Here is a 20114-nt window from a genome sequence, read left to right on the forward strand (position 1 = left end):
TTGCCGAGCAGGCTATTTTTTTTCCAACTTTTATACCATTGATGATGCTATAAAACATGATATACTGCTAGAGTAAAGATTACAAAGTTGTAACCTGAGACGTTCACACCAAGGCACTTATACAACAAGGAGATGACGAAATGAAGAATATGTTGAAAAAAACACTGGTGATGGGAAGCTTAAGCGCCGTTTTATCCGCAGGATTCATCGTTCCGGCATCAGCTTCACCAGCTGACGATTTGTCTGCCCAATTACAACAATGGTTTCAAAATAACGGATACACAGTCAATATGTCCAACGGGACGACAACAATAACGAAGACTGTCATTAAGGATTATTCTGAAAAGGACAAGGCTAAAACAAAAACAGCAAATCCTTCTTCTGGCAAGCAAACGACGAATCAGGCTAGCCAAAAGGCTTCAAAGACTGTTACCAAGCAACAGACCCAAACACAAAACGCCAACTCAGGTGCAGGTCAGTCTACAGATTCTAATGCACAACTGAGCAAGTCTCAATTTGCAGCCGAGGTGGTAAAGCTTGTAAACAACGAGCGCAGCCAAAAAGGTCTGAAGCCCCTCACCTCTAATGCGAAGCTTACAGAAGTAGCCTTAGCGAAGGCGAAGGACATGAGCACGAACAATTACTTTTCCCATACATCTCCGACTTACGGTTCACCATTTGATATGATGAAAAAATTCGGTGTAACTTATACGTATGCGGGTGAGAATATTGCAATGGGACAAAAAACACCACAAGAAGTAATGAAGGCCTGGATGAATAGTCAGGGACATCGTGAAAATATTTTGAAGGCAGAATATACACAAATCGGTGTGGCTTACTACAATGGATATTGGGTACAAGAGTTCACACGTAACTAAGTTGATAGAAAAAAACGTTTCAAACGTTATTTCTGTTTATAAAAAGATAGTGACGAAACGTAATTTAGAGACCCGCTGACAACGTTCAGCGGGTCTTTTTATGTCGCTTATGACTCTTCAAGCATAAACCATTGCTCTATCCCAGAAAAGACATATGGGACGCGCTTATAGTATGATGACAGTAAGCTGAATGGATAACAGACTACTATTGGAAAGCTAGGTGAACAAATGAGCTACGAAATCGTGCATGAAGGTGCCTTTGCTATGCTCAAGGTACAGTTGAGCCCCGGAGAAACCATTAAAGCGGAAATGGGAGCGATGGTTTCCATGTCTTCCAGTGTAGATATAAAGGGAACGGTAGACGGTGGACTGTTACGTGGTTTAGGCAGAATGCTGAGCGGAGAAAAATTCTTTTTTCAAGAGCTGAGGGCAGCCCGGGGACCCGCTGAAGTACTGCTAGCCCCCGTAAGCATAGGTGATGTACAAGCAGTGGAACTAGATGGCACGTATAGGCTGTTGGTCCAAAAGGACGGTTTTTTGGCCTGTACAGAAGGTATTGAGGTTAGTACCAAAATGCAAAACCTGATGAAAGGTTTATTCTCCGGTGAAGGTTTTTTTATTGTAGAAATCAGTGGCCGAGGCACAGTATTCCTATCCTCTTATGGAGCCATTCACCCTATTTATATTGCGCCAGGAGAGGAGCGTATTATTGATAATGCTCATCTAGTGGCGTGGCCGGATTATATGGATTATAGAATTGAAAAAGCATCTAAAGGCTGGTTGTCCAGCGTAACGAGTGGGGAAGCCCTTGTATGTCGTTTTCGCGGTGAAGGCACAGTACTGATTCAAAGCCGAAATCCGGGTAGTTTTGGACAATGGATTAGAAGTTTCATCCCTGATAGCAAATAGTTTCTTTCCGTCTGATTGCTGATGAGAGGGAGGGCTATTCGCACAAAAAGTATGATAAAAGGATGGGAGTTTTCCATCCTTTTTTAGTATGTTCATGGAAAATTATGTGGGATTGTAATCATTGATTTTCGCTTGAACCAGAACGGTTTATTTGCAAAATGATAGGAGAAGCTTTATGTTTATTTCACCAAGCTATCAGGAGGGAACACGAGTGAATTCATCAAAATGGATTTGGCGGTCTGTCGGTTCCGTTTCCATTGCCGCCACACTGCTATTATTGTACGGATTTATTGCAGCAGTACGAAGTATCACGGCTCCAGAGCCATTGGTAAGTACTCAACCTGTACAATCCGGTTCATCGCAGACACAAACTGCACCATCGGCTACTGCTCAGACGGGAGAATTGCGTGTAGCTGCCATTGGCGATTCGCTAGCCAAAGGAACGGGGGATGACTCTGGAAGTGGTTTTGTGCGTCGGTCGGTGACTTTGTTAAATGATCAGGAAGGACATAAAGCTCAGCTCATAAATAATCTAGGGATTAATGGACTGACGACTCAAGGACTCTTAACCAAGCTGGATGAGCCTGGTGTGTCTTATGTATTGAAGAAGGCTAATGTGATTATAGTTTCGATTGGCGGAAATGATTTATTTCAGGGCGCACAGGCGGCCCAAACCGGCAAAGAGCCACCTACACTCAGCGGTTTGCGCAAAGCTCTGCCTGATGCAGCCAAACGTCTGCAAAAGGTACTGACAAAGGTAGGGAAAATCAATCCGAATGCTAAAATTGTCTATGTAGGATTGTATAATCCATTCAGTGATCTGCGGGAAATGAAAATTCCCGGTAATCTTGTGGTAACTGAATGGAATATGGCTGCCATGGCAATTACCAATCAAAACAGTAATATGACGCTGGTTCCAACTTTCGATTTATTCGAGCAAAATTTGCCCGTCTATTTATCATCCGATCATTTTCATCCCAACGGACAGGGTTATCAGGCAATTGCTGAGCGTATCGCACAAGGATTTGCTGTTACCACGACGAAGGATACCGATCATGTAAATCCTAAACAGCAGTCTACAAGTAGCCAACCTGCAGAAGCGAAAAAGGGAGGGAACAAGTAATGAGCATCCAATCTGCTGACAAGACCGAGGCTGGCGTGACCCAAGATTCGACATCCACGAATGCAGTGTCCAGTCTTCATTCCTCCAATCAGGTTGGTAGCGCAGACAGAGACAGCAGCAATAATGAAATCGTGCTCTCTGTTCAGCATGTTAAGAAACGCATTAAACGCAAAATGATCATTCATGATGTAACGTTCGACGTTCGCGCAGGTGAAATTTTCGGATTTCTCGGCCCCAATGGAGCAGGAAAAACGACGACTATTCGTATGCTGGTCGATTTAATTAAGCCTACGGAAGGGACAATAACCGTATGCGGTCATAATGTAAATCGTGACCCTGAGCAGGCTTTACGGCATATTGGTTCTATTGTGGAAAATCCAGAGGTGTACAGCTACCTGACAGGATGGGAGAATTTAGAACATTTTGCCCGCATGCAGCCTGGTGTAGATGAAGAGCGCATCCGCGAGGTGGTTGAGTTGGTTCGGCTCGATCGTCGCATCCATGATAAGGTAAGTACATATTCACTGGGGATGCGCCAACGTCTTGGTATAGCTCAAGCCTTGCTTGGCAGACCTAAGCTACTCATTTTGGATGAGCCGACGAACGGACTAGACCCCAAGGGAATCAAAGAGATGAGAGCTTTTATCCGTTTGTTAGCGGCCGAAGGCATGGCTGTATTTGTTTCCAGCCATTTGCTTAGCGAGATCCAGCTGCTATGTGATCGTGTGGCAATTATAAGTCGGGGCAAGGTGCTAGCTGTTGGTGGGGTACGGGAACTGGTTGAGACTCACTCGCACATGGCTGTCTGGCAGCTGGAGCCCCGCGATCAGGGCCTTGCCCTATTGCAAAATTCTCCGTATGTGCAAATCATTACGAACGCCGATGAATTAATTGATGACAGCATTGTTGCAGGTAGCGGAGTCGAAGCTATTTTTACAGAAATGGACGAAGAGCATATTGCGGAGCTGGTCGCACACATGACAGCTTCCGGTATTTCCGTTAAAGGTGTAACCAAAATCAATCCTACACTGGAGCAACTATTCCTGAAAATGACGGAAGGTGAGATACTTGAATAATATTTTACCGCTCGTACAAAATGAAACCCTGAAAATTATCAAGAAGAAACGATTTTATGTCATTTTACTTGTTTTGCTTGTGCTTGTGCCGATTTTTACGTACGCTCAGATGAAAGTGGCAGAAAACAATCGCGAAAAATTCGGTAACGATTGGCGTCTGGAACTGCGTCAGGCCATTACTGATAACCAAAACTCGCTCGGCAGCGATAGGGTTCCCGAGGAATGGAAGACCTACCGCCGCGTCTTTGTGCAACAGATGCAATATTATCTGGAAAATGACGTGAATCCTAATGAGCCGAGTGGCGTCACTTTTACCAGAGAGTTTATGGATAATTCCATAAATCTGTTCGTTCCGTTGTTGATCATGGCCATTGCTTCGGACCTGGTTTCAGGAGAACGGACAACAGGCACGATAAAAATGTTGCTAACTCGGCCGGTCAGGCGGTGGAAAATACTGCTGAGCAAGCTGCTGACACTGTATATGTTCGTTTCGCTCATCATTTTGGCCGTATTTGTCATAAGTTATCTCATATCAGGCTTGTTTTTTGGTTATCGTGGTTTTAATGTTCCGGTATTTACCGGCTTTCAAATTGTTGGATCGACGGTGGATTTGTCTGCTGTACATGCCATTCCACAATGGCATTACCTGATGCTGCAAGCCGGATTGATTTGGTTTGTCAGTCTTGTGGTTGCTTCATTAGCCTTTATGGTATCTGTTCTGGTACGTAGTACAGCAGCAAGTATTGTGGTCATGATGGCTGCGCTCATTTCGGGCACTATACTGACCAACATGGCTTCATCATGGCAAAGCGCCAAATATTTATTTATGGTTAACCTCGGATTAACCGATTATTTATCTGGAAGCCCTGCCCCGATTGAGGGAATGACCCTGCCATTTTCTTTAGTTGTACTGGGCATTTGGGGGGCTGCGGCGCTGATTGTTTCATTCGCCGTCTTTACGAAACGGGATATATTGAATTAAAATGGACAAGGTAAAAGAAAACATCTGTTTGCATTTTTGGTGAAAACCATCAAGAATAAGGCAAAACACGGTTATGATTAGACAAAGGGGGAGCATGAATGGTCGACAAAATCGACTTGTCTGCGGGAGCTTCCGGTACACAGAACGGAGCTTCAGAATATGGCGCGGACGACATTCAAGTGCTCGAAGGGCTTGTGGCAGTTCGCAAACGGCCGGGCATGTACATCGGGAGCACCAGTTCTTCGGGACTGCATCATTTGGTATGGGAAATTGTAGACAACGCGGTGGATGAACATCTTGCCAAGTTTTGCTCTCGCATTGATATCACAATGCATAAGGACGGTTCTGTAACAGTATCAGACAACGGGCGCGGTATTCCTACGGGAATGCACAAAATGGGAATCCCTACGCCTCAAGTTGTATTCACCATTTTGCACGCCGGAGGTAAGTTTGGCGGTTCGGGATATAAAAAGTCCGGGGGTCTGCATGGGGTAGGTGCGTCTGTAACGAACGCTCTTTCGGAATGGCTTGAAGTGGAAATCTACCGGGACGGCAAGATTCACCGTCAGCGGTTTGAATATTGGCAGGACAAGAAGGGCGTGGAGCATGTCGGTGAACCGACCACAGGCCTTGAAGTGCTGGGCAATACTAACAAGACGGGTTCGAAAATTACATTTAAACCGGATATTCGCGTTTTTCAGTCAGGAATTCATTTTAACTATGATACGCTGGCTGAGCGTCTTCAGGAAATTGCTTTTCTGAATTCCGGCCTTCGTATTCAGCTTAAAGACGAACGCAGCGGAAAGTCAGATGAATATTTTTATGAGGGTGGAGCAAGTCAGTTTGTTTCTTTTTTGAATGAGGGCAAGGATGTACTGCATGATGTCATTCATTTTAATGCCGAGAAAGAAGACATTGAAGTGGAGATTGCCATCCAATACAATGCCGGCTACACAGAGACGATTGCTTCGTTCGTTAACTCCATTCCGACACGTGGCGGGGGTACGCATGAAACAGGCTTCAAAACCGCTTACACTCGTATCATGAACGACTATGCACGCAAAACAGCGATGTTGAAGGAAAAGGATAAAAACCTGGAGGGCAACGATCTACGTGAAGGTATGATGGCTGTAATCAGTGTCAAGATGGCCGAGGTTGAATTTGTCGGTCAGACAAAAGATCAGCTGGGTAGTGCTTCGGCGCGGAGTACAGTGGATGCCATCGTGTCTGAACAAATGCAGCGCTTTTTGGAGGAAAATCCACAGATAGCGCAAACCTTGATCAGAAAGGCAGTTCAAGCATCCAAAGCGCGTGAAGCTGCACGTAAGGCTCGGGACGAAATGCGTTCTGGCAAGAAACGTAGTGAAAGTTCTAATTTGAATGGCAAACTGTCGCCTGCGCAGTCTAAAGATTTTACACGTAATGAGTTATTTATCGTGGAAGGCGATTCGGCTGGAGGATCGGCCAAACAGGGACGGGATTCCAAAATTCAGGCGATTTTGCCACTAAAGGGCAAGCCGATGAATCCGGAAAAATCAAAGTTGGCGGATATTATGAAAAATGATGAGTACCGTGCTATTACGGCAGCGATTGGCGCGGGGGTAGGAACAGAGTTCACGCTGGAAGACAGCAATTATTCCAAAATCATCATTATGACCGATGCAGATACGGATGGCGCGCACATTCAAGTACTGTTGTTGACGTTCTTTTATCGGTATATGAAAGAACTCATTGATGCAGGACGCATATTTATTGCTCAGCCGCCATTGTATAAAATAACCCGCAAGTCGGGTAAGCTCGAAACAGTTCGTTATGCCTGGACTGACGAGCAGCTTGATAATTACTTAAAAGAGTTTGGACGGAATTTCGAGCTTCAACGTTATAAAGGACTCGGGGAGATGAACCCTGATCAGTTATGGGAAACGACAATGAATCCCGAGTCACGCACCCTGTTGCGCGTTCAGATTGAGGATGCTGCCAAAGCTGAACGCCGTGTGTCCACATTGATGGGTGATAAGGTGGATCCGCGTAAGCGCTGGATCGTGGAAAACGTGGATTTCACGGAATACGTAGAGTAGTGCTATTAAATGAGGTGTAGACATGAGCTTATCGGAGCAATTTTTGCCAGCTTATCTGGAGGAAATGGTCGGTGACCGCTTTGGCCGATATTCCAAATATATAATTCAGGATCGGGCGATCCCTGATGTACGGGATGGATTAAAGCCCGTACAACGCCGGATTCTGTACGCGATGTACGATTCGGGTAATACCCCGGAAAAAGCGTATCGCAAATCCGCCAAAACCGTTGGGGACGTTATGGGTAATTACCATCCTCACGGTGATTCATCTATTTACGATGGGATGGTACGGATGGCGCAGCCTTGGAAAATGAGCCACGTACTGGTGGATGGCCACGGCAACTGGGGTTCTCAGGACGACGATCCTGCGGCAGCTATGCGTTACACGGAGGCACGTTTGTCTCCGATTGCAATGGAAATGCTACGTGATATCGAAAAACGTACGGTTTTGTTCAAGGATAACTTTGATAACTCGGCAAAGGAACCCGTCGTGCTGCCCTCCCGTTATCCTAATCTGTTGGTAAACGGATCTAGCGGGATTTCAGCGGGGTTTGCAACGGAAATTCCAACTCATAGCTTGCGTGAGGTGATTGACGCCACCATCGCAGTGATGGAAAAGCCGCAGATCGAACTGGAAGAGATTATGACCTTTATAAAAGGCCCAGATTTTCCGACTGGCGGACTCATTATGGGTGGCGAAGGCATCAAGGATGCATACAGAACAGGCAAAGGACGCATTTATATCCGTTCCAAAACGGAAATTCAGTCTTTGCGTGGAGGCAAGCAGCAACTGGTTATTACAGAGATTCCATACCAGGTTGTTAAATCCAGGCTCGTAACCGCTATGGAGAACATCCGTCTGGAGAAAAAGGTAGAAGGGATTGCCGAAGTTCGTGACGAGAGTGGACGAAATGGCCTGCGTATTGTTGTCGAGCTGAAGAAGGAAGCAGATGCGGAAGGTATTTTGGCATATCTGCTGAAAAAAACCGATCTCCAGGTGGCTTATAACTTCAATATGGTAGCCATCGTAAACAAAGCACCACACCAGCTTGGATTAAAGTCCATTTTGGAAGCGTATATAGCTCACCAGCGCGAGGTTGTCACAAACCGTATCAAGTTTGAACTGGAAAAGGCGGAGGATCGCGCACATGTACTGGAAGGTTTAGTCAAGGCGCTGAACATTCTGGATGAGGTCATCGCGGCTATTAAAGCTTCTAAAAATCGTCAGGATGCACAAAATAATTTGCAATGGATGTTTGGCTTTAGTGAACGACAAGCGGATTCCATTTTGACTCTGCAATTGTACCGTCTTACGAATCTTGAAATTACAACTCTCGAAAAAGAACTTGCTGACATTCAGAAGAAAATTACTCAATATCGTTCTATTCTGGATAGCGACCGCAAGCTGATCAGTCTGATCCGCAAGGAACTGCTGGAAATTCGTGAAAAGTACGGTATTGACCGCCGCTCGGAGATACAGGGTGAGGTAGAAGAGATTAAGGTAAACCTGGAGGTCATGGTTGCGGCAGAGGATGTGTTGCTAACCCTCTCGAAAGATGGATATGTGAAACGTACGAGTATGCTGTCGTTCACTCGTTCTGGCGGGGAACGTTCAAACTCAGGTGTTAAAGAAGGGGACTACATTACCCAGTTCCTTGACGTGAATACACTCGATGTGCTGCTCGTCTTCACCCAGCGTGGACAATACTTTTTGCTGCCTGTGCACCAGGTACCAGAGTATAAGTGGAAAGAGCCGGGCACTCCAATTGTCAATGTCATTTCGCTAGCGAAGGAAGATCGGATCGTAAGCGTTATTCCGATCAAAAACATGGAGGAAATCGGCAAAAGTCTTGTGTTTGTAACGAAGAAAGGGCAAGTCAAACGAACTGAACTTACAGAATATGCCACAAAGCGTTCCAGTGCTGTAGCAGCCTGCAAGGTGGCTGGCGACGATGAGATACTATCAGTAACGTTAAGCGACAATAGCAAGGATATAATGTTGATTACCCGTGCGGGGATGAGCATACGTTTCAAGGAGCAAGAGGTTAATGCCATGGGCCGCGTTTCAGCGGGAGTCAAAGGTATACAACTGGCGGAAGGCGATGAAATTGTCGCAGCACTATGGGTAGAAGAGGATGAAGGAGAGGTGCTGGTACTGACCGAATCCGGTTACGGTAAGCGTACGCTACTGCTGGATTATCCTTCTCAGGGAAGAGGCGGTAAAGGAATCAGCACCTTCGAATTCAAGGAAGGCAAGCGGGTGCGTTCGAACGGAACTCGAATTGTGGCTGCCTTCTATTGTCGTGAAGCTGTTCAATTATTTGTCATCACATCAGAAGGGCAGACGATGTCCTTCCTTTCGGAAAAAGCTCCTTTAACCGACCGCAAGGATACAGGCAAGCTGCTGGCTCCTGTGGAGAAGAAGGACGAAATTGTAAATGTGCTGCCGCGTAGTGAGCCGCAGAGTTCACAGACTGTAGAATAATTGTAAAGTCAAGCGTTTTTTAGCTCGAAAAAGAGAGGTCCTCACGTGCCATTCCGGCACGAATGAGGACCTTTTTGCCGTCATGCTGTCGAACCTTGACCTGCCTCCAAATCCGAAGTGAGACTTCCTTCCCCTTTTCATTTGATGCTCCAAAAACGGCAGGAAACTGAGGGGAAATGGCGAAAATTTAATGTGATGAAATACAATCCGGACGGTGGCCCATACGGTAACTTTGATGCTTTTACTGACCCTGTTATTCAAAGGAGTGAGGCAAAATGCAAACGACCGAATTTGCAAAAATCTGGTCCAGAATGGCTAAGGACTACAAGGTTCATATGGAGCAGCAACTAGCTCCATCACTAACTGAGGCTCAACTCACGGTGCTGGAGGTTCTGAACGAATACGGCCGCATGAAGCCGTCTCAACTTATCCCATATCTCGCCACCACACCTGCGGCAGTTACGATGCTATTGGATCGGATGGAGCGGAATCGACTGGTCACCCGGTTCAGAGACGTAAAGGACCGTAGAATTGTATGGATTGTTATTTCAGATCAAGGTAGAGAAGAAGTGGAGCGTGGATTGCAAATCAGGGACGATTTTCTGGGTTCTGCGCTAAACCGAATATCTCAGCACAATCAGAATTTGCTGGTTTATTTGTTGGGGAAAATTACAACGAAGTCGAAAACTGCTGTATCAGCCAGTGAAAACGAGGGAATAAAGGAACAAATAGAGCGAGCAGAATAGCTTTCTAAGGCGAATAGAAATGCGCGGGTAAATGCCGGTCGTGGTATTCATTTCCGCGCTTTTTTGTGTTCAAGCATAGGTAGTATTTGGGGGAATGTTGACATTTACATAAGAGATGATAAAATAATAGTTATAAATAAATAACATTTCGTATACGAATAGTTACTAGTTTGTGTATATGGGAAAGAATAAGTATTGGGAAGAAGGATGGTTCTAGTGAGTGACAGAGAGGAAGACAGACTTGAGGTGTACCGGATTATTCAATCGGTAAGGGAGGTTAACAAGACAATATTTTATGCTTTCTGGAATGAGGAGCAGCATTTGGATCTGACGGCGATTCAACACATGGCTTTGGCCATTCTAAATAAACGTCCCAATATTGGGTTATCCGAGCTGGCAGAGATAGCTCATGTGGGAAGCAGCTCTATGAGCGGGGTGGTTGACCGCTTGACCAAGGCGGGATATATCGCTCGTGAACGGCATGAGCATGATCGCAGAACTTTAGTACTGGCGCTTACGCCAGAAGGAAAAGATATCATGCAAAAGGTAGACACCATGTGGATGGAGCGCGTCTTGCCAATTCTGGACATCCCGAAGGAGCAGCTAGAGTTGCTCTTGGATGTTCATAAACAAATGATCATGAAATTAACACCGAAGGGAATGAATCAACTTGAGCAGTCCTCAAATGACACTACCAGGTAATGTCCGCAGAGCACCCATTGTGGCCGCTCTGTTGATTGGCGCAATTGTTGCGATTTTAAACCAGACGTTGATAAGTGTGGCTTTACCGAAAATGATGAGTGACTTGAATGTAGATGCCAGTATAGCTCAGTGGCTTAGCACAGGCTTTATGCTCGTAAACGGGGTATTAATCCCAGTGACCGCATTCCTGATTGCCCGTTTCTCTACTCGTAAATTGTTTATTAGTGCGATGACTATTTTTTCAATCGGCACGCTGTTATGTGCAATAGCGCCGAGTTTTAGTATCTTGCTAATCGGTCGGCTTATTCAGGCTGCGGGTGCAGGGATTATGATGCCATTAATGATGGTCGTTATCTTGAACATTTACCCAATAGAGCGTCGTGGCCGTGCAATGGGAACGCTGGGGCTTGCGATGGGGTTTGCTCCAGCCATTGGACCAACCTTATCTGGTTATATAGTGCAGCATTATGACTGGCGAGTATTGTTCTGGATTATCCTGCCGATTTCCGTGATTTCGATTGTGATCGGATTTATTTTTCTGAAAAATGTAACCGAGCAATCCAAGCCTAAGCTGGACATTCTCAGTGTTATTTTGTCTACACTCGGTTTCGGCGGGCTGTTATACGGCTTTAGTGATGCTGGAACATCAGGTTGGGGAAGTATTCCAGTCCTGTCTACACTCATCGTCGGGACGATTGCGCTTATTTTATTTATTGTCCGACAACTGAAGGTAAATGAGCCTACGCTGGAGTTCCGTATCTTTAAATACGATGTGTACAGCTTGACGACAATCATTAATGTTATTGTGACGATGGCTCTGTACGCTGGTATGATATTGCTTCCGATTTATTTGCAAAATATTCGCGGATTTACACCGCTCCAGTCTGGTATGCTAATGCTACCAGGAGCGATTCTGATGGGGATCATGTCTCCTGTGACGGGGGCTATTTTTGACCGAATTGGAGCGCGCTGGCTGTCTGTAATTGGGTTGTTGATCATGACTATAACGACTTGGGAATTCACACGTTTAACCGAATCAACCACCTATTTGACACTCTTAATCAACTATACGGTACGGATGTTCGGGATGTCGTTGCTGATGATGCCGATCCAAACAGCCGGACTGAATCAGCTTCCACAACGATTGAATGCCCATGGTACAGCGATGGGCAATACGCTGCGTATGATTTCGGGCTCGATTGGGACAGCAATTCTAGTGACGGTAATGTCTACTCAAACCAGCAATCGTTTGACCACGATGGTTGCATCTGAAGGACTGAACGTTACGGACAAAGCGGGAATGCTGGCTGCTGGCAATCAAGCTACGATTTACGGTATTAACTCGGCTTTTATCATTGCTACGCTATTGAGCGTGACAGCTTTGGTTTTAGCGTTTTTCATCAAAAATACGAATGCACAAAACGCTCGTTCCCGTCAACAACTGGTCAACAGCGAGAAGGGGAAGACCGTGGCTTCCTCATCATAAGCATGGATACATTTTAATTTGCTTTTGTGAAAAAAGAGAACCCGCATTGCATGTTTGATTACTTGCAGTGCGGGTTCTTTGTAGTAAGTCTGCTCAATTTTCCGACGTAATCATCTTCTCATAAAGCGACAAGGGCCACTCACTCCAAGGAAATTGGACGGGAGGCAGTGAGTGGAAGCTCATCGCTTCCTTGCTGACCGGATGCGGTGCTCCAGCGAGCAAGGACCAGAGGGCCAGCTGTTGACCAGGACGGCTCAGATTACCGCCATATTTTTGGTCTCCATAGAGGGGACAGCCGATTGCCTGCATCTGTACGCGAATTTGGTGCGAGCGTCCGGTGTGTAGCTTAATTTCCACAAGACTGAGTCCAGCAGCCTGTCCGATAACGCGGTATTCCAAAATGGCTTCCTTGGCACCGGCCGTGCCGGGTCGAACCGTTTTGACCGTGTTGGTACGGCTGTCCTTTAGCAGGTAATGGGTTAGCCGGCCTTGAAGAGCCGCAGGAACGCCATTCAGAACAGCTGTATACAGCTTGTGAAAATGACGACTTCGAACCGACTCTGACAGGCGAGAAGCAGCTTTGGACGTCTTAGCAAAAATCATGGCTCCGCCTACAGGCCGATCCAGCCTGTGAACTAAACCTAAAAAGACGTTACCAGGCTTATTGTGTCTGATTTTCAAATCTTCCTTGAGTAAAGACAGCAGATCGGGATCACCGCTGGCATCCTCCTGTGTCGGAACATTGACAGGCTTTACAACCGCCAGGACATGGTTGTCCTCATATAGTACGGGAATATTCGGCTGTGCATGCTCTTGCCGAGTAAGTTCATCTTGATTCATAAGAGGAATTAAGCCTCCCAGCGTCCGAGAATACCACAAGGCAAATTCAATCCTGAGCGTGTGATCGGCAATCCGATTTCACCAGCGCTAATTTGGCCCCCATACTTTTGTTGCATCGTCATGCTCAGCATGTTACGCAATACAGTAGGTGAAATACCCGTCGTGTAGGAGTTGATCAGCATAAACAAGGGTTGATCTGAAATGATGCTCATGCAGGATTCAAGGAACGGATATAAGCTTTCTTCAAGCTTCCAGGTTTCTCCATTAGGTCCACGTCCGTAAGAAGGAGGGTCCATAATAATGGCATCATAACGGTTGCCTCGACGTTGTTCCCGTTGCACGAACTTGAACACGTCGTCCGTAATGAAGCGTACCGGACGGTCAGCCAGGCCGGACAATTGAACGTTTTCCTTTGCCCACTGCACCATACCTTTGGCGGCATCCACGTGAACTACACTGGCTCCGGCATACGCTGCGGCAGTCGTGGCTCCTCCTGTGTATGCAAACAGGTTCAGTACGGAAATGGGTCTGCCCGCGCCTTTAATTTTATCCATCATCCAGCTCCAGTTGGCTGCTTGCTCTGGGAAAAGGCCAGTATGCTTGAAGCTGGTCGGTTTAATGTGGAATTTAAGCGGTCCATAGCTAATCGTCCAGCGCTCGGGGATAGGTTTTTTCATATCCCATTGGCCTCCCCCGGAAGAGCTGCGGTGATAATGCCCATGAACATTGCGCCATTCCGCTGTTTCCTGGGTCAAAGGCCATATGATTTGCGGATCGGGACGACGCAGGACAATATTGCCCCAACGTTCCAGCTTTTCACCACCGCCTGTATCCATTACTTCATAGTCTTTCCACTCTTGTGCTACATACATGTACAATCCATCCTTCAGCAGTCAATTCAGGATTTAGGCAGTAAGCTGCGTAAAATCCCCATATGGAGTCTATTGTACAACAAACCTTAGCAACAATCGAATGATTCCACGAATAAGTAAGTAGTTAAACAGAGCAAAAATATTTTTTTCGGATGTACTTGTAATTAGAGCGCTTCCATATTAAAATGAAATCAATCCCACTTGTACGTACAACTATCCGATTTTCATTCTAATTATGAAAGATGGATTATGTTGTACGTACATAATGTTTTCGCATCTATCCATAGATTTTAATTGTGAACAGTCGCATATAATGCGACTTTTTTGCGTATATGTTTACCAAAATACAGTTGATGATTGAAATTAGTATTTGACAATGAGAATCATTATCAAATATTATTTGAGTAATAGGGAATGAAAGCATCCCATATTTCAAATAAAGGTGAGGGATGAACTTGGGTAAAATCATGATTGCTTATGCTAGCATGACCGGTAATACAGAGGAAATCGCGGAATTGATCGCCGAGGGTGTTCGTCAGGCAGGGCATGAGGCGGAGTTGAAGGCTTCGTATGATTGCAGCGCGCAAGAATTGCTTGCATATGATGGATTCCTGTTGGGTGTATATACATGGGGAGATGGTGAGCTTCCTGATGAATTTTTAGATTTTTATGAGGAACTAGACGAGCTTGATCTGTCTGGTAAAAAGACTGCTGTATTTGGCAGTGGAGATACATCTTATACACAATTCTGTGGCGCAGTGGACTTGGTAGAGGAAAAAGTCAAAGAACGCGGCGCATCGGTCATTCAGGAGAGTCTGAAGATTGAATTCAATCCACTCGATGATGAGAAGGAGAATTGCCGGGCTTACGGAAGGCAATTTGCGCAGGCTGGTATTGGAGTGTCCTGAGAAGAGAGTGAGGGATAGGTATGCGCAATAGCGATAGCTTAAGCGGCTTTCCTCTTCTGCACGACTATCAGCTTGAGGAGATGTGGAGAACTCCGCAGCCAATCCGTCAATCACAGAGAAAACGAGGGCGTGAGGGTTGGAATTGGCGGCAAAGGGTTCAGTATGCGATAGGGCATGCGCTGAACGAATACTTTGGAATGGAAGTAGAGGTACGGCGAGAAGTCCCTGTCCAGTATGTGCTGGAGAAGTGGTGGCCTAAGCAGTCGAATAGTTTTGAATCCTTGTTCCATTACTGGGATGTCAAAAATAAAGTGTCAGGCGAGTTGTCAAAAATATGTGCCTTAAATAATGACTTATTGGTGCCTGTGATGTTGTATGAACAATTTTGTACAGCGGTGCCTGAGTTGGAGGTCGATATTTCGCTGATTATTCAGGCAGCCTGGCAACAATCAGAACAAGCAGATTCATTACTGATTCAAAAGTATATGGTGGACTACAACCCTAACGTTATTAGTACTTTTCAACATTTAACAAATATATTTTGTTATTATGCATTTGGAGCTCTCCCTCAGCTTATCGAAGTATACTGTCTGCTAGAAGGCAGGAAGGTTCGTTTTCTTCCTGGTTCGGCTTCTTTACAGCAATCTTTGGATTACGTACGACTATTAAAAGACTCCAGAGAGGATATGCATGGGATGGCAGAACGCTGTCGTTGTAGGGGATGTATGGGGCAGCAAGGTTCTCAGCAGAACAGAGCGAATAAGGACAAAAAGGAAGAACGGGAGGCGAAAAACTGTAGGGATCGGTCATTTGGACCTACGCTTTTCTCTTAGGTTTATTGTGTGAACCTTTAAATGTAAACTATCCCTTTTCATGAAAGAGCCTTGGAAACAAGGTTCTTTTTTGTGAAAAAAAATTCTGAAAAAACTGAAAATTTATATTGCCTGAATAGATAAATATATCTATAATATTTCAATGTACAATAGTTATATGAAAATATTTAAATATAATAAAGACGGTTTGTGGACTATGGATCAGCTTGTCCTACGTACATAAATAAGTCCTGTCTTGTGCATGGCTTGCTGCCATGTGTTTATTTATGCTCTAGATTTGGTTTAATGCCCTAATATTTCAATTTTAAAATATTAGCGTTGAATAATAAAAATTTTTTGGACAACAGGGGTGGAACAAGTGAGTAAGAAAACTGTATTGCCGATTCTCATCGTGCTGCTCATTCTGAGTGGTGGAGCTATTGGCTACTATTATTGGTATCAGGCAACACACTTTGTTAAAAGTGACGATGCGCGCATTCAAGCCGATCAGTATAAGGTGATGCCGCAAATTTCCGGTGAGATTAGCCACATTGATGTTGAAGAAGGCGATGTGCTGCAACGCAATGAACCGATTGCCGAACAGGATGTATCAGGACTGGATGCAAGCATGATTAGCAAGTCTGTGCTGCGTGCGCCGATTAGCGGAACTGTTATTAAGATTTATTCGAAAGAACATGAAATTGGAACACCGGGTAGTGCTGTAGCGACTATGGTTGATATGAACAACCTGTATGTATCCACGAATATTGAAGAAACCGATATTAACCGTATTAAACCAGGACAGCTTGTTGACATTACGCTTGATGCTGCAGGCGATCAGGTCATTCAGGGTAAGGTTCGTAAAGTGGGCGAAGCTTCCAATGCAGTGTTTTCGCTCGTTCCTGCTGTGAACACAAGTGGTAACTTTAATAAGGTGACTCAACGTGTACCTGTAGAAATTGCTGTGAACAAGCCGAAGGACATGAAGCTTATCCCTGGAACGAACGTGGAAGTAAAAATTCATACATCTTAAAAAGGAGGGGTCCATGTGGCTGCCAATGAAACTGCTGCTGCTCCTTCGACAGATTCTTCCAAAGAACGCTGGCTTGCCTTTTTTGCTATCGTTTTAGGCGCCTTTGTCGCCATTCTGAACAACAGTCTGATCAATGTCGCCATACCACGATTGACGACGGATTTAGGGTCAACGACGACACGTATTCAGTGGGTTATTACAGGTTACACGCTTGCATCCGGCGTAATCGTCCCGATTACCGGATATATGGAGCAGCGTATCGGATACAAGAAGTTTTTGATTCTTGCGCTCAGCGTGTTCTCGCTGGGGACAGGAATATGTATTTTTGCATGGAGTGATTCTTCCCTGATTGCAGCGCGTGTATTGGCTGGTCTGGGCGGCGGTGTCATTATGCCGCTGAGTATGACGATTATTTACAAAATTATGCCGCGTGAACAAATCGGGATGTCCCTTGGTATATGGGGTATCGCTGCAATGGCCGCACCAGCTGTAGGGCCTACGCTGAGTGGCTACTTAATTGAATGGTTTAACTGGCGTTTCTTGTTTATTGTCAGTCTGCCGGTTGCTTTATTTGCCATTTTAATGGTCATCCTTCTCATCAAGGAGCCGCCTAAGGTTACGCCGAAACCGTTTGATCTGCCAGGATTTTTACTGGCGGCAACCTGTGCAGGAACACTCTTGTACGCACTGACAAACGGCCAGCGTGATGGCTGGACTTCTTTTGGGATTGTATCTCTGCTGTTTATTTCTTTCTGGGCACTTGTCTTTCTCATCTATGTAGAAAGCGGCAAGGATAATGCTGTAATTGAAATTTCATTATTCAAGAATTCAAAATATACGATTAGTGTTATCGCCTCCAGTCTGGTCATGATGGGGATGTACGGAGGAACGTTCCTAACACCGTTGTTTTTGCAAAATATTCAGCGCGTGTCACCGATTGATACTGGTATTATCCTCATTCCACAGGCCATTGCCATGGCGGCGATGATGCCTATTGCCGGGAAGCTGTTCGATAAGTTCGGCATTGTGCCTTTGGGACTTGTGGGCCTGACGTTAACCAGCTTTATGACCTATCATCTTCATCAGCTTACGCCAGATACTTCGCATGCCTGGTTGGAAACCGTAATGGCATTACGGGGTCTGGGAATTGGTATTTGCATGATGCCATTGTCCACGGTCGGCATGAATGCTGTTCATCCGAGCAAGGTAGCCAATGCGTCTACAGCGTCCAATCTGGTACGTACCGTGGCTGCATCTATGGCGATTGCGGTACTGACCGCCATTATGCAAAGCCGTTCAGCTGCCCATGCCCAGCAAATTTCGGAGTCCATTACACAAGACTCGGCTCATACGCTACAAGCGACATTGGGTAGCTCATGGATGTCATCCATAAGTAGTTTAATCACACTGGATGCTACATCGAGAGGAATTGGGGATACGTTCCTCATTTCATCTATACCGCTGTTTTGCACGATTCCACTCATCTTTTTGTTTATTCAGAGGAAGAAAGCAAAGACACAGCCGGAAGCTTAAAAAAGAGAAATACAAAAATATCGACTGGATGGCTTACATTATTTCCACGGACAGAAAGAAAGGGAATTATCATGAAAATATTGAGAGTAGAAAGTACATTAGCGGCTTTAGTCCTCGGCGGCGCAGTGCTGGCAGGCTGCTCCAGTAATAGCGGAGCGGCTCAGGACATGGTCGTACCGGTTAAAATTAGTCAAGCACAGCAGGGGATTATCGGACAGGGCAATATTTATACAGGTACGGTAACTCCTTCGGAAACAGTCAATATTGTGCCTAAAGTAGGCGGTAAAGTGGTTGAGCTGCCTGTGGATATTGGTTCTGAGGTTAAAAAGGGTCAAGTACTATTCAAGCTTGACGATAAGGATATGCGTAACAATGTTGCAAAAGCCCGTGCCGCCGCCGCAGCAGCAGCAGCAGGCGTAAGCACCGCTCAAGCATCCCATGAATCAACGATGGTTCAAGCAACTTCGGGCTTAGTGCAGTCCAAAAGCGGTGTGATTCAATCCCAAAGTGCAATCAATCAGGCTCAGGGAGCTATTAATCAAGCAACTACAGCCGTAGAACAAGCGACACATAGTGTCTCCTCGGCAGCCAATACGGTGAAACAAACACAGCAAGCATTGGCAGATGCACAAAAGAATGTAACCCGTACACAAAGTCTGTTTGATGCTGGTGCGAGCACCCAAGCACAATTAGAACAAGCAAAAACCGCAGTTGTGAATGCGGAAGCGGCTTATAATAATGCACAAAATGCGCAGGCTAATGCAAAAGATCAATTGATAGCGGCTCAAAAGGCCCTAACTACAGCCCGCAACAGCTATGAGTCAGCAAAAAATAGCTACAGTAATGCCAACAGCGGCTACAGCAATGCGCAAAATCAACTTAAAGTATCTCAAAATACGGCTGGCATCGAGTCTAGCCAACAATCTCTTAAGCAGGCACAACTGAATGTAAACATTGCTCAGGATGCATTGGATGACACCGTTGTTACATCACCGATCAACGGTATTGTGGGTACGAAAAATGCAGAAGTGGGCGAAATGGTATCCGCTCAGTCTCCTGCGCTTGTCATTGCTAACCTGAGTACGGTCAATACATTGATCTATGTCCCTGCGGAACAGATCAACAATGTAAAAGTAGGTGACAAGGTACAGGTTCGTGTTGCAGCTTCCAACATTGTAACAACAGGTACAGTCAAAAATGTAAGCCCGTTGGATGCAAGCGGAAAAGGCTATCCTGTAAAAATCTCAGTAGCCAATCCAGATATGAAACTGAAATCCGGCATGTTGGCTGATATCAGCTTTGTCGCTGCCAATGCGCAAGAAGGTATTGTTGTTCCTACTGCGGCAGTGCAAAAGGATCAAGGTAAAGAATATGTATATGTGGTAAACGGCGACCATGCGAAACGCAAGGAAGTGAAGACTGTTCAAACGACAGGTTCACAAACACTCATTACCAGTGGCTTGAGCAAGGAAGAGAATGTGATCGTGAATAATCTGGCATTGCTGTCCGATAACTCACCGATTACAATTACCCAATAACTTGGTCTAAACTTGCGTTCTTTATAATAGTAGAAATTTATTATGGATACATCCCAAGGCAGCCCGTAAGTGGGCTGTCTTGTTTTTATTTCATTTGCACATTTTACATAGGA

The 20114-nt window shown here is 45.4% G+C and carries 17 protein-coding genes; 15 read left to right on the forward strand and 2 right to left on the reverse strand.

All coding sequences use genetic code 11. From position 1 onward, the window contains the following. Positions 1 to 140 precede the first annotated feature (140 nt). The 10 genes from ACXHJ2_RS08975 to ACXHJ2_RS09020 all read left to right on the forward strand — a co-directional run bounded on the left by ACXHJ2_RS08975 (position 141) and on the right by ACXHJ2_RS09020 (position 12465). On the forward strand, positions 141 to 878 hold the full coding sequence (locus ACXHJ2_RS08975; protein ID WP_058829692.1) for a CAP domain-containing protein: 738 nt from the start codon (positions 141 to 143) through the stop codon (positions 876 to 878). Positions 879 to 1106: 228 nt separating this feature from the next. Beyond that, the gene (locus ACXHJ2_RS08980) at positions 1107 to 1787 is read left to right on the forward strand and encodes a TIGR00266 family protein (RefSeq protein WP_165082420.1); all 681 of its coding nucleotides are present in this window, start codon (positions 1107 to 1109) and stop codon (positions 1785 to 1787) included. Positions 1788 to 1962: 175 nt separating this feature from the next. After that, the gene (locus ACXHJ2_RS08985) at positions 1963 to 2910 is read left to right on the forward strand and encodes a GDSL-type esterase/lipase family protein (protein ID WP_019687812.1); all 948 of its coding nucleotides are present in this window, start codon (positions 1963 to 1965) and stop codon (positions 2908 to 2910) included. Next, positions 2910 to 3986: an ABC transporter ATP-binding protein gene (locus ACXHJ2_RS08990; protein WP_165082422.1), complete on the forward strand. Its 1077-nt coding sequence runs from the start codon at positions 2910 to 2912 to the stop codon at positions 3984 to 3986. The genes ACXHJ2_RS08985 and ACXHJ2_RS08990 overlap by 1 nt, the downstream gene beginning before the upstream one ends. After that, on the forward strand, positions 3979 to 4968 hold the full coding sequence (locus tag ACXHJ2_RS08995; protein WP_165082424.1) for an ABC transporter permease: 990 nt from the start codon (positions 3979 to 3981) through the stop codon (positions 4966 to 4968). The genes ACXHJ2_RS08990 and ACXHJ2_RS08995 overlap by 8 nt, the downstream gene beginning before the upstream one ends. Before the next feature lie 98 nt (positions 4969 to 5066). Beyond that, entirely contained in the window at positions 5067 to 7046 is a 1980-nt protein-coding gene (gene parE, locus ACXHJ2_RS09000) for a DNA topoisomerase IV subunit B (protein ID WP_013371580.1), read from the forward strand. A 22-nt stretch (positions 7047 to 7068) separates the two neighbouring features. After that, positions 7069 to 9531 (forward strand): DNA gyrase subunit A, encoded by a 2463-nt coding sequence (gene gyrA / locus ACXHJ2_RS09005; RefSeq protein WP_013371579.1) that lies wholly within the window; start codon positions 7069 to 7071, stop codon positions 9529 to 9531. A 275-nt stretch (positions 9532 to 9806) separates the two neighbouring features. Next, the gene (locus ACXHJ2_RS09010) at positions 9807 to 10277 is read left to right on the forward strand and encodes a MarR family winged helix-turn-helix transcriptional regulator (protein WP_013371578.1); all 471 of its coding nucleotides are present in this window, start codon (positions 9807 to 9809) and stop codon (positions 10275 to 10277) included. A gap of 216 nt (positions 10278 to 10493) precedes the next feature. Then, positions 10494 to 10979: a MarR family winged helix-turn-helix transcriptional regulator gene (locus ACXHJ2_RS09015; RefSeq protein WP_165082426.1), complete on the forward strand. Its 486-nt coding sequence runs from the start codon at positions 10494 to 10496 to the stop codon at positions 10977 to 10979. Next, entirely contained in the window at positions 10963 to 12465 is a 1503-nt protein-coding gene (locus ACXHJ2_RS09020) for a DHA2 family efflux MFS transporter permease subunit (protein ID WP_165082467.1), read from the forward strand. Before ACXHJ2_RS09015 ends, ACXHJ2_RS09020 begins: the two co-directional genes overlap by 17 nt. Positions 12466 to 12558: 93 nt before the next feature. Here the strand turns inward: ACXHJ2_RS09020 and ACXHJ2_RS09025 are convergent, their stop codons facing one another. Further along, positions 12559 to 13305 (reverse strand): RluA family pseudouridine synthase, encoded by a 747-nt coding sequence (locus tag ACXHJ2_RS09025; RefSeq protein ID WP_013371575.1) that lies wholly within the window; start codon positions 13303 to 13305, stop codon positions 12559 to 12561. A gap of 8 nt (positions 13306 to 13313) precedes the next feature. Further along, positions 13314 to 14177, reverse strand: coding sequence for a class I SAM-dependent methyltransferase (locus ACXHJ2_RS09030; protein WP_013371574.1), 864 nt, complete (start codon positions 14175 to 14177; stop codon positions 13314 to 13316). Positions 14178 to 14626: 449 nt separating this feature from the next. Here ACXHJ2_RS09030 and ACXHJ2_RS09035 point away from each other — a divergent pair, with 449 nt between their 5' ends. The 5 genes from ACXHJ2_RS09035 (at position 14627) to ACXHJ2_RS09055 (ending at position 20001) form a co-directional block, all read left to right on the forward strand. After that, positions 14627 to 15085 carry a flavodoxin gene (locus ACXHJ2_RS09035; protein ID WP_016822119.1) on the forward strand — a complete coding sequence of 153 codons (459 nt, stop codon included), beginning with the start codon at positions 14627 to 14629 and terminating at the stop codon, positions 15083 to 15085. A gap of 20 nt (positions 15086 to 15105) precedes the next feature. Beyond that, positions 15106 to 15918, forward strand: coding sequence for a hypothetical protein (locus ACXHJ2_RS09040; RefSeq protein ID WP_165082428.1), 813 nt, complete (start codon positions 15106 to 15108; stop codon positions 15916 to 15918). A 358-nt stretch (positions 15919 to 16276) separates the two neighbouring features. Next, positions 16277 to 16930 (forward strand): HlyD family secretion protein, encoded by a 654-nt coding sequence (locus ACXHJ2_RS09045; protein ID WP_165082430.1) that lies wholly within the window; start codon positions 16277 to 16279, stop codon positions 16928 to 16930. Between the two features lie 15 nt (positions 16931 to 16945). After that, positions 16946 to 18463, forward strand: a complete 1518-nt coding sequence (locus ACXHJ2_RS09050) for a DHA2 family efflux MFS transporter permease subunit (RefSeq protein ID WP_016822117.1) — start codon at positions 16946 to 16948, stop codon at positions 18461 to 18463. A gap of 71 nt (positions 18464 to 18534) precedes the next feature. Beyond that, the gene (locus ACXHJ2_RS09055) at positions 18535 to 20001 is read left to right on the forward strand and encodes an efflux RND transporter periplasmic adaptor subunit (protein ID WP_025676820.1); all 1467 of its coding nucleotides are present in this window, start codon (positions 18535 to 18537) and stop codon (positions 19999 to 20001) included. Positions 20002 to 20114: the final 113 nt, after the last annotated feature.

The organism is Paenibacillus sp. ALE3 (assembly GCF_054113405.1).

Bases quoted from the DNA above. Each gene is read 5' to 3' on its own strand.
- ACXHJ2_RS08975 (WP_058829692.1), top strand. From the start codon at position 141: ATGAAGAATATGTTGAAAAAAACACTGGTGATGGGAAGCTTAAGCGCC.
- ACXHJ2_RS08980 (WP_165082420.1), top strand. From the start codon at position 1,107: ATGAGCTACGAAATCGTGCATGAAGGTGCCTTTGCTATGCTCAAGGTA.
- ACXHJ2_RS08985 (WP_019687812.1), top strand. From the start codon at position 1,963: ATGTTTATTTCACCAAGCTATCAGGAGGGAACACGAGTGAATTCATCA.
- ACXHJ2_RS08990 (WP_165082422.1), top strand. From the start codon at position 2,910: ATGAGCATCCAATCTGCTGACAAGACCGAGGCTGGCGTGACCCAAGAT.
- parE (WP_013371580.1), top strand. From the start codon at position 5,067: ATGGTCGACAAAATCGACTTGTCTGCGGGAGCTTCCGGTACACAGAAC.
- gyrA (WP_013371579.1), top strand. From the start codon at position 7,069: ATGAGCTTATCGGAGCAATTTTTGCCAGCTTATCTGGAGGAAATGGTC.
- ACXHJ2_RS09010 (WP_013371578.1), top strand. From the start codon at position 9,807: ATGCAAACGACCGAATTTGCAAAAATCTGGTCCAGAATGGCTAAGGAC.
- ACXHJ2_RS09020 (WP_165082467.1), top strand. From the start codon at position 10,963: ATGACACTACCAGGTAATGTCCGCAGAGCACCCATTGTGGCCGCTCTG.
- ACXHJ2_RS09025 (WP_013371575.1), bottom strand. From the start codon at position 13,305: ATGAATCAAGATGAACTTACTCGGCAAGAGCATGCACAGCCGAATATT.
- ACXHJ2_RS09030 (WP_013371574.1), bottom strand. From the start codon at position 14,177: ATGTATGTAGCACAAGAGTGGAAAGACTATGAAGTAATGGATACAGGC.
- ACXHJ2_RS09035 (WP_016822119.1), top strand. From the start codon at position 14,627: ATGAACTTGGGTAAAATCATGATTGCTTATGCTAGCATGACCGGTAAT.
- ACXHJ2_RS09040 (WP_165082428.1), top strand. From the start codon at position 15,106: ATGCGCAATAGCGATAGCTTAAGCGGCTTTCCTCTTCTGCACGACTAT.
- ACXHJ2_RS09055 (WP_025676820.1), top strand. From the start codon at position 18,535: ATGAAAATATTGAGAGTAGAAAGTACATTAGCGGCTTTAGTCCTCGGC.